General features: G+C 63.6%; 4 protein-coding genes. 2 read left to right on the top strand and 2 right to left on the bottom strand.

Going from position 1 to position 6,564, the window contains the following annotated elements:
* Positions 1 to 105: 105 nt before the first annotated feature.
* Together V7D81_RS22610 and V7D81_RS22605 are read right to left on the bottom strand one after the other, a co-directional pair.
* The gene (locus V7D81_RS22610) at positions 106 to 1,026 is read right to left on the bottom strand and encodes a response regulator transcription factor (RefSeq protein ID WP_324320584.1); all 921 of its coding nucleotides are present in this window, start codon (positions 1,024 to 1,026) and stop codon (positions 106 to 108) included.
* Entirely contained in the window at positions 1,019 to 4,369 is a 3,351-nt protein-coding gene (locus tag V7D81_RS22605) for a hybrid sensor histidine kinase/response regulator (protein ID WP_324320582.1), read from the bottom strand. Before V7D81_RS22605 ends, V7D81_RS22610 begins: the two co-directional genes overlap by 8 nt.
* A gap of 333 nt (positions 4,370 to 4,702) precedes the next feature.
* Between V7D81_RS22605 and V7D81_RS22600 the strand changes: the two genes are divergently transcribed.
* Complete coding sequence (locus V7D81_RS22600) at positions 4,703 to 5,803, top strand: hypothetical protein (protein WP_324320580.1); 1,101 nt, start codon at positions 4,703 to 4,705, stop codon at positions 5,801 to 5,803.
* A 198-nt stretch (positions 5,804 to 6,001) separates the two neighbouring features.
* Positions 6,002 to 6,564, top strand: a 563-nt coding sequence (locus V7D81_RS22595; RefSeq protein WP_324320578.1) for a transporter substrate-binding protein, incomplete at its 3' end; no start/stop codon positions are given.

The following is a 6,564-nucleotide window of genomic DNA, read 5'->3' as shown; positions in this document are numbered from 1 at the left end:
AGCCTGACATCCCCGGAGGCCGGCTGAAGCCGGCCCCACAGTAGGAGGGCCCCCTCCCTAACCCTCCCCCGCTTCGCGGAGGAGGGGATCAGACGACGGGCCTGCCTATCTCGCCAACGTCCTCACCGCCCGCGCCGCTGCCGACGCCCGATTCTCCACGCCCAGTTTCACGAACACCTGTTCCAGGTGTTTGTTCACCGTCCGCGGACTGATCGTCAGGATCTCGCCGATCTCGCGGTTCGATTTGCCGCGGCTGATCCACAGCAGGACTTCGGATTCGCGCGACGTCAGCGACAGCGACTTCTGCAGCACCTGTTCCTCGTTGCCGGTCATCACCTCGGTGAGCCGGAACAGCAGTTCGTCGGGACCGAGTGCGCTCAGCATGGTGATTTCGATCCGGCGGCTGCCGATCTCCAGTGTCGAACGGGAGGCGCTGCGATTCGCGTCCTGGCGCGGCTGGATGAACTGTTCGATCAGCGCCGTCGGCAGACTGGCGGCGGTTTCGCTCTGCGCGGGAAACAGTTCGGCGAGCAGTTCGCGCGCCTTCGGCGTGCACCACAGGATGCGGCCGCTGCGATCGGTGGAGAGCAGGAAGCGGCCCGTGGCGTCGAGCGCGACATGCGTCCCATGCGCGACGCGGGCATTGGTGAGATGGACGCGGATGCGCGCCAGCAGTTCGTCGACGACGATCGGCTTGGTCACGTAGTCGACGCCGCCGGCCGCAAGCCCTTCGACGACGTGCTCGGTCTGGCTCAGACCCGTCATGAAGACCACGGGCAGATGCGCCAGCAGCTTGTCGCGCTTGAGCCGGCGGCAGGCTTCGAAGCCGCCCATGCCGGGCATGACGGCATCCATCAGCACCAGATCCGGCGTGATCTGGTCGACCAGGTCGAGCGCGCCTTCGCCGTCGGTGGCGATGAGCACCGTGTAGCCGGCGTGATCGAGCGTGTCGGTCAGAAAGCCGAGCGTTTCGGGCGTGTCGTCGACGACCAGGATGGTGTCGCGACGCAGGGCTTCGCTAGCCATGATTTCGCATTTCCTCCACGACGCGCATGTAGCGCTTGAGATTGAAGCTCACGATCAGCGTGCGCAGATGCGTCGCGACGGGCTTGTTGGCGGCGTCTTCTTCTTCCATCTGGCGCAGCTTCGCCTGGATGCCGCGCACGTGGCCGATGCGGCCGAGCTGGTACAGATCGTCCAGGTGATGTCGCGACTGCGCGGGCAGCAACGTGCTGTTGTCCGTTGCTGCGGTTGTCGCTGGTTTCTCGTAGACCCAGTGCAGTCCGAGCACCGTGCCGATGCAGTCCAGCAGCGCCTGCATGTCGATCGGCTTCATGACGAAGGCATCGTGCGAGGAATCTTCGCCGCCGCCCGGATGAAACTCGTGCGCGTTGGCCGACACCATCACGATGCGCGTTGCCTGCTGCGTGGCGCGCAGTTGCGCGGCGATCTGCCAGCCGGTCATGTCGGGCAGCGAGATGTCGACCAGCGCCAGGTTCGGGCGGTGTTCAGCCGCGAGCGCAAAGCCCGTGGCGCCGTCGGAGGCAATCAGCAGACGGAAGCGCAGCGGCTGCAGCAGGCTGCGCATGATCTCGATGTGCTGCGGATCGTCGTCGATCAGCAGCAGCGTGAGCTGCGGGCCGTCGTGATCGCACACGATGCCGGGATGCGCCTGCTCGGGCTGTTCGTGCATGACTTCCGACAGCAGCAGCCGGACGGTGAACGTGGTTCCCTGGCCGACCGTGCTGCGCGGAATGATCTCGCCGCCCATGATCTGGGTGAGCAGCTTGGTGATCGTGAGTCCGAGACCGGTGCCGGGAATCGAACGCACGTCGGGCGTGCGGCCGCGCTCGAACGGCTCGAAGACGCGATCGATGTCTTCCGGCGGAATGCCCACGCCCGTATCGGCGATCTCGAATTCGGCCACCTGGTTGCGATAGCGCACCGTGAGGCTCGCGTGGCCGCGCTCGGTGTACTTGATGGCATTCGACAGCAGGTTGATGAGGATCTGGCGCAGCCGCTTCTGGTCCGTGAAGACGTGCAGCGGCAGATGCGGCGGCCGTTGATAGCGGAAATCGATGCCTTTGGTGGCCGCCTGCAGCTTGAACATGTCGACGATCTGGTCGAGGAATTCCACGAGCTGCACCTTGTCGCGGTTCAGGCGCAGCATGCCGTTCTCGATCTTGGAGACGTCGAGCAGGCCATCGATGAGGTTGGTCAGATGTTCGGCGCTGCGCCGGATCACGCGCACGGCGTTGTCCGACGGGCCGGCGATGCCGCGTTCCAGCAACTGCGCGTAGCCGAAGATCGAGTTGAGCGGCGTGCGGATCTCGTGACTGACGCCGACGATGTAGCGCGTCTTGGCGAGATTCGCGGCCTCGGCCACTTCCTTGGCCCGCTGCAGCGCCGCGTCGGTGCGTTTGTGGGCTTCGATCTCGTCCATCAACATCGTGGTCTGTCGCGCCGATTCGGTTTCGGCGGCGCGCCGGCTCTCGTGCGCCAGCACGATGATCCAGGAGGCGATGCCGGACAGCACCAGCAGACTCAGGAACACGACCCACAGCGTCGTGCCGATGATTTCCTGCTCCGCCGGCGTGCGGCCCGACTGGTGATAGATCAGCGACAGCAACATGCCGATGGCCAGCATCGACAGCAGCATCAGCCCGACGAACTGCCCGGCCCGCGTATTGAAGGCCGCGGCTGCGCGCGCCGGCAGCACGGCGGCGAGGAAGTTGCGCAGCTGCTCGGTGAAGCGGCTGTCCGTCTTGCACAGGTCGCGGCAGCGCGCTTCGAGCGTGCAGCACAGCGAACAGATCGGGCCGGAGTAGGCGGGGCACATCGCCACGTCGGCGCGTTCGAAGGTGTTTTCGCAGATCGTGCAGCGCAGTTCGGCGCCCTGCGGCAATCCGGAAGGCGAGCGCGCGATGTAGTAGCGACCCCGGGTCGCCCACGCGATCAGCGGCGCGGCGATGAAGGCGCTGAAGAGGGCGATGAACGGCGAGAGGATCTGCGCCACCTTGCCGAAGGTGCCGATGAAGGCGAGTGTCGACAGCACCACCGAGATCAGCAGCGCACCGACGCCGACCGGATTGATGTCGTACAGATGCGCGCGCTTGAACTCGATGTGCTTCGGGCTGAAACCCAGCGGCTTGTTGATGACGAGGTCCGCCGTCAGCGCGCCGATCCAGCCCGCCGCGAAGTTCGCGTAGATCAGCAGGATGCTCTCGATCACGCTGAAGATGCCGGTCTGCATCAGCAGCAGCGCCACCAGCACGTTGAACACCAGCCACACGACGCGGCCGGGATGGCTGTGGGTCAGCCGCGAAAAGAAATTCGACCAGGCGATCGAGCCGGCGTAGGCGTTCGTCACATTGATCTTGAGTTGGCAGACGATGACGAAGATGCCCATCAGGATCAGCGCGAAGGTCGGCGACTGCACGGTCTCGCGGAAGGCGAGGAAGTACATCTCCGTCGGTTCGTCGGCCTGTTCGGCCGGAATGCCGTGCTTCAGGGCAAGGAAGGCCAGGAATGAACCGGCGATCAGCTTGAACGCGCCCATCAGGATCCAGCCCGGACCCGTCGTCAGCAGCGCCGTCCACCAGCCGACGCGGTTCTCCTTCGTGCGCTTCGGCATGAAGCGCAGGTAGTCGACCTGTTCGCCGATCTGCGGCAGCAGCGACAGCAGCACGGACGCGGCCATGCCGAACAGCAGGAAGTCGACGGAGCCGTTCGCATTGCCTTCGCGGCCCGTGAAACTGGTCCAGTTGCCCACGTCGTCCGGGTAGTTCCACGCCAGGTAGATGAGCGGCAGGAACTGCAGGATCAGCCAGACCGGCTGCGTCACGATCTGCATCTTGCTGATGAGGCTGATGCCGTAGATCGCGATCGGTATCACCACCAGCGAACTGATGATGTGCGCCACCCACAGCGGCATGTCGAACAACATCGCCAGCGCCATCGACAGGATGCTGGCCTCGAACGCGAACAGCAGGAACGTGAACGAGGCGTAGATCAGCGAGGTGATCGTCGAGCCCATGTAGCCGAAGCCGGCGCCGCGCGTCAGCAGATCGAGATCGACGCCTTCCTTCGCCGCGTAGTAGGCGATGGGCAGGCCGATGAGGAACATGAGAATCGAGAATGCCGCGATGGCCCAGACGGTGTTCGAGAATCCGTAGGCGAGCGTGAGACCGCCGCCGATGGCCTCGCAGGCGAGAAAGGCGATGGGACCGAGCGCCGTGTTGCCGACACTGAACGTCGACTTGCGCGCGCGATCCGCCGTGTAGCGCAGCGCATAGTCTTCGAGCGTCTGGCTGGCAACCCACTGGTTGTACTGCCGCCGCTCGCGAACGATTCGTTGTTTGGCCGTCATTCGAGTGTTGGTGTCGTTCGCGATGCCGGTCCTGGCCGGTCCGCTTGTACTTCTCTCCCCATCGATCCGCTGAGCAAGCGATGTGCCAGCGAAGCAGGGCGCTCGCTTCCTTGAGTCGTCGTCGTCGGTTGCGGTCTTCCGGTGCAGTCCGTTTGCGGTCTGCACTCTATTGGATCAACTGCAGCCACGCATCTTTCCGCCTACGTCAAATGACGCAGGGGGGTACGTCAAACGCCCCGTACCGGCGGACGAGGCCGGTCCGTAGCTTCCTGACGCACAGATTCCTGGCCCGAGTCGAACGCTCGCAACAAATCACCAAAGGAAGCACCGTTCATGCGTCACCAATCCAACACTTTCAATTTCAGACCGGAGGCGGCGGCGATTGCGCTCGGTGCCGCGCTGCTGGCATCGCCGCTCGTCAGCGTGCGTGCGGCGGATATCAATCTGCCGCCCGTTTCCGTAGGCGCCGGCGTGCGGACCAGTTTCAGCAGTACGGACTTCGATGCGTCTGACGAGACCATCGATGACTTCGCGCTCAACAGCGCGCGCATCTACATCAGCGGCAAGGCGACCGACTACCTCAGCTTGATGTTCAACACCGAGTACAACTCGGACGACGAAGAGATCCGCGTCATCGATGCGGTCGCGCAGTTCTCGTTTTCGGACAAGTTCAATGTCTGGGCCGGACGGTTCCTGCCGCCCAGCGATCGCGCGAACCTCTATGGTCCTTACTACGCCAGCCACTGGGGTGTGTATCGGGACGGCGTGCAGGACGGCTACCCGTTCGAGACCGAAGGACGCGCGGATGGACTCATGTACTGGGGCCAGTTCGGCATCGCAAAGGTGTCGGTCGGCGCCTTCGATATCGCGAACGCCATCGATGAACCCACCACGGGTTCGTCGGATGTGCTCTGGGCCGGCCGCGTGCAACTCGATTTCTGGGACGCAGAAGCGGGCTACTACCTGAACGGCACGTACTACGGCGCGAAGGATCTACTGGCGGTCGGCTTCGCGGGTCAGACGGCGAGCGGCGACAACGCCTACACCGTGGACTTCCTGATGGAAAAGAAAGTCGGCAACGGCGGCGCATTCACCATCGAAGCGCAGTACGGCGTGTACGACGGGCTCGGCGGTTATCCCTCACCGAACGGCTTCGCCTACGAAAAGGAAGACGGCTACTACGTGCTCGGCGCGTACCTCTTCGCGCCGGTCGTCGGCATCGGCAAGTTCCAGGCGCTCGCCAAGTACGGCAAAGCGACCTACGAGTACGACGCCTTCGACGACGTCGACCAGAAGACGCTGGAGCTGAACGTCAACTACATCATCAAGGACTTCAACGCCCGCATCAGCCTGTTCTACATCGACCAGAGCTTCGATCCCGATACCGGCGGCGACTACAGCCAGATCGGCCTCGGTCTGCAGGTGCAGATTTGAAAATGGCCGGCTGAAGCCTCAATGGCACTGACTTAAGGATTTGCTCTGCCTGTGGGGGCCGGCTTTAGCCGGCCTTTTTCAGAGTCAGGCTAAAGCCTGACCTACAGAGGAAACAGATTGCACGGCCTAAGTCAGTGCCATTGGGCTGAAGCCGGCCCCACAGACGAAAGAGACTCAATCAAACGACGAGGACTCGACATGAATCATCAACGCAAACTCAGCGGCCTGGCGACACTCGCCGCCGCCGTCTCACTCATCGCCGTGAGCGCCGCGAACGCCGCCGACACCATCAAGGTCGGCGTGCTGCACTCGCTCTCCGGCACCATGGCCATTTCCGAAACCACGCTCAAGGACACCGTCCTGATGCTCATCGACGAGCAGAACAAGAAGGGCGGCGTGCTGGGCAAGAAGCTCGAAGCCGTCGTCGTCGACCCGGCGTCCAACTGGCCGCTGTTCGCCGAGAAGGCGGAGCAGCTGCTGGTCAAGGACAAGGTCTCGGTCGTGTTCGGCTGCTGGACTTCGGTATCGCGCAAGTCGGTGCTGCCAGTGTTCGAGAAGAACAACGGCCTGCTGTTCTATCCGGTGCAGTACGAAGGCGAGGAATCGTCGAAGAACGTCTTCTACACCGGCGCCGCGCCGAACCAGCAGGCGATTCCTGCCGTCGACTACCTGATGAAGGACATCGGCGTGAAGCGCTGGGTGCTGGCGGGCACCGACTACGTCTATCCGCGCACGACCAACAAGATCCTCGAGGCCTACCT

This window comes from Povalibacter sp., from assembly GCF_036735925.1.
Taxonomy (GTDB): Bacteria; Pseudomonadota; Gammaproteobacteria; order Steroidobacterales; family Steroidobacteraceae; genus Steroidobacter.
This window is presented reverse-complemented; position numbering and strand designations above follow the sequence as displayed.